The 998-nt window shown below is 56.9% G+C and carries 1 protein-coding gene; it reads left to right on the forward strand.

The genetic code is table 11. The features are described from left to right. Positions 1-998: elongation factor Tu (gene tuf, locus IR141_RS12540; protein ID WP_228068272.1), on the forward strand; the 998-nt coding region annotated here is incomplete at both ends.

Genomic DNA, 998 nt, shown 5'->3' on the forward strand with positions numbered 1-998 from the left:
CTGACCACCATTTTGGCAGAAAAATTCGGCGGTCAGGCTAAAGGCTACGACCAAATCGACAATGCCCCGGAAGAAAAAGCCCGCGGCATCACCATCAATACCTCGCACGTGGAATACGAAACCGAAGGCCGCCACTACGCCCACGTAGACTGCCCGGGCCACGCCGACTACGTTAAAAACATGATTACCGGTGCCGCCCAAATGGACGGCGCGATTTTGGTGGTGTCCGCTGCAGACGGCCCCATGCCGCAAACCCGAGAACACATCCTGCTGGCCCGCCAAGTGGGTGTGCCCTACATCATCGTATTCATGAATAAATGCGACATGGTTGACGATGCCGAGCTGCTGGAGCTGGTTGAGATGGAAATCCGCGACCTGCTGTCAAGCTACGACTTCCCCGGCGACGACTGCCCGATCGTGCAAGGTTCCGCCCTGCGCGCCTTGGAAGGCGATGCCGGCTACAAAGAAAAAATCTTCGAACTGGCCGCCGCTTTGGACAGCTACATCCCCACACCCGAGCGTGCCGTAGACAAACCTTTCCTGCTGCCGATTGAAGACGTATTCTCCATCTCCGGCCGCGGCACTGTGGTAACCGGCCGTGTGGAGCGCGGTATCATCAACGTAGGCGATGAAATCGAAATCGTAGGCCTGAAAGCCACCCAAAAAACCACCTGTACCGGCGTGGAAATGTTCCGCAAGCTGCTGGATCAGGGTCAGGCAGGCGACAACGTGGGCGTTTTGCTGCGCGGCACCAAGCGTGAAGAAGTGGAGCGCGGTCAAGTATTGGCCAAGCCCGGCTCGATTACCCCGCACACCAAGTTCAAAGCCGAAGTGTATGTGTTGAGCAAAGAAGAGGGCGGCCGCCATACTCCGTTCTTCGCCAACTACCGTCCGCAGTTCTACTTCCGCACCACCGATGTTACCGGCGCGGTAACTTTGGAAGAGGGTGTGGAAATGGTTATGCCGGGTGAAAACGTAACCATCACGGTAGAATTGAT

It is taken from the genome of Neisseria sp. 19428wB4_WF04 (assembly GCF_015235335.1).
GTDB classification, from domain to species: Bacteria; Pseudomonadota; Gammaproteobacteria; order Burkholderiales; family Neisseriaceae; genus Neisseria; species Neisseria musculi.